Annotated in this window: 2 protein-coding genes; both read right to left on the reverse strand. The window is 38.5% G+C overall.

Annotation, left to right across the window (positions count from 1 at the left end; translation table 11 throughout):
* Positions 1-258: 258 nt before the first annotated feature.
* A complete protein-coding gene (locus DQG19_RS20600; RefSeq protein ID WP_232826568.1) occupies positions 259-1083 on the reverse strand; it encodes a restriction endonuclease in 825 nt (274 codons plus the stop codon).
* Complete coding sequence (locus tag DQG19_RS21095; protein WP_157974648.1) at positions 1070-2209, reverse strand: hypothetical protein; 1140 nt, start codon at positions 2207-2209, stop codon at positions 1070-1072. Before DQG19_RS21095 ends, DQG19_RS20600 begins: the two co-directional genes overlap by 14 nt.
* Positions 2210-2376: the final 167 nt, after the last annotated feature.

Consider the following 2376-nt stretch of genomic DNA (forward strand, 5'->3'; position numbering starts at 1 on the left):
AGCATTCTTGGTGTTAATCCGTAAAAGTACCTATCAAATTTACCTTGTCGGTAAGCTTTAAGAATTTTCAGCCAGTTTCTCATGATTAGGTTGCTTTGATGGTTCTGTTAGTTAGTTGCGCAGAACGGGTGCGCCAACGCAGGCCGGCTACCACCAATAAGGATCCGGATTCCGACCAACTTTAGGCTAGTTTTAAAAGGCTTTCTCGACACCCAAAAGCATCACCGCCGGCTTGACGATGGCGCAATGTTAGCGGAATTATTCGTTGTGTTTTCTTACTAGTTTCATCAAGCATAACTTGACTTTTAACCGGTGGCTAGATATGCCTTCTAAATTAATTCCACACAAAATTTCCGCCAGGTCATATTTGTCGGATAATATGATTCCATGTTGTTGAGCATCGTCATAGATACCACTTTGAAACCCATCTTTACATACGTACCACCCAACTATTGGACCCTTTGATGTAAGAAAGTCTGCGGGAATTTCACTAATAACTCTTCCAGCTCTAAATCTAACATTACTGAGAGCTTGATAAAAAGATTCATACTGAGTGATAACTTCTTTGTGTGCGTAATTTTTACATTGACCAACTATTCTTAGTTTAGTCGACTTACCAAACACATGATTTTGTTCATTTGTAGATAAAATACCATATAAATCTACATTACCATCCCCTTTGCTTTTTGTCTTCCAAGCTTTTCCTCCCATTGAACTTATAACAGTACAACATAGGCTTTCAAATTCATCATCACTAAGTTTCTCTATAATTTCGAGTATAATTGGCCGGTTCCTCCAAATAAGCTTTTCATAATCGGTGCTAATACTCCAACTAATCCTGTTTCCCGGTAGAATCGTTCCAATCTTTGCCTTACCACTTCTGTTAAGGTTATCATTTAATTCTTTAAGGTAATTTGCAATCGACCGCTTAAATTTATTAGAATATCTATCGGCGTCAATGGGTGGTATTGAGCCGTATTTCTGTAATAGCTTTGAAGCATATTCTTCAATTGAGTACTCACGCGAAAAATCAGCGAATTTGTATGCTCCATCAATTATTACCTGTTTGTTAGACAGACTCATCTTTTTCAAGCGCTTCTGGGATTATCTCTTCTATCACACTAACTAACTTTTTAATCTCAGTTATTAGCTGACTTTTCGTCTCAAAATTTCGAAGTGCTTTTGCTGGCACATTATCTAGTGCATTTTTACAGTTAGATAGTGCTTCAAATGTTTTGCTTGTTGCGTCTTTATTTTTTGCCTCTTGCTTTAATGATAGAGCTTTTGCATAAGCTTTTTCTAAGTCTAAATCTCTTCTAAATTCATTGAACTGCCTAGGTGCTTGCTGATATAAATATGAAAGTTGCCTCAAATCATCTCTGGTATTGAGGTGCCTTTTTTCCCAATCCCCAAATGCGTCTGATTCATCATCTTCTTTTGGATATAACCAACCAATAAATTCATTGAGGTTTAATCGATTTTGAAACTCCCCAGTTCCTTCATCCCATTCAAGCCATTCTCGGATCCCGACTGAGCTTCTTCCAAAAATCTCTTGGAAGTAAGCATAGCTTCTCATATCAAGTTCTTGTATATAATCAGACTCCTTATTGGCTTGATCATAAGCCTTATAGCCCCGCATCCACTGGCCCGCCGCATATGGTGAGATACCAAATCTTTCTCCAACTTGAGTCAGTGTCAGGTCTTCAGATTCCATTTGATTGACCAAGAGTTTTGCTTTATTAAAAGGAGGCCAGTCAGTTATTCCCGATATATGTCTCAATCCTTGAAATATCCAAGCCGCTTGAGGGTCGGTGCCGATATACTCTAAGCATTCAATATCAGTAATTGATGAAAGAACATTTTCATCAATTCTGCTATCTGTTTCAAGTTGTTCATGCAGCAACTTAACTGCGCACATGCGCATGTTACCCTCTAAAACTACGTACTCTTTAGAATCTAAAATTCTTTGGACTATAATTCTATCAATTTTAAGAAATCCATTAAGTTTAATATTTGCAGCAAGTTTATCGATTCCAAAATTAGTTCGCATTTTATGCTTTACCGCATCTTGTATAGACTCATCAGTTATATTGTCATCACTTATATACTCCCAATCTCTATCAAGGAATCGCGGATTATTGGGATCCAGATAAATTTTGTCAATGGACAGATTTATTGGCTTAAGTGTCTCAACTAATGATACGCTCATAATCGATTTTTTCGCAAGATAGTTATTTTTAATTTCCGCTAACGAGGGCGCCTACGCAATCCGGGATCATTTGGGCACCGGCCCCAGGCTTGGAACACAAAGCTAGCCTTCGCGCCGGCAGTGAACATGGTGCAAAACCCGCAGCGCCAGCGGAGGCTTTTGCACCA

Origin of the sequence: Lewinella sp. IMCC34183, from assembly GCF_003390915.1 — a bacterium.
Lineage (GTDB): Bacteria > Bacteroidota > Bacteroidia > Chitinophagales > Saprospiraceae > Neolewinella.

Bases quoted from the DNA above. Each gene is read 5' to 3' on its own strand.
- DQG19_RS20600 (WP_232826568.1), bottom strand. From the start codon at position 1,083: ATGAGTCTGTCTAACAAACAGGTAATAATTGATGGAGCATACAAATTC.
- DQG19_RS21095 (WP_157974648.1), bottom strand. From the start codon at position 2,209: ATGAGCGTATCATTAGTTGAGACACTTAAGCCAATAAATCTGTCCATT.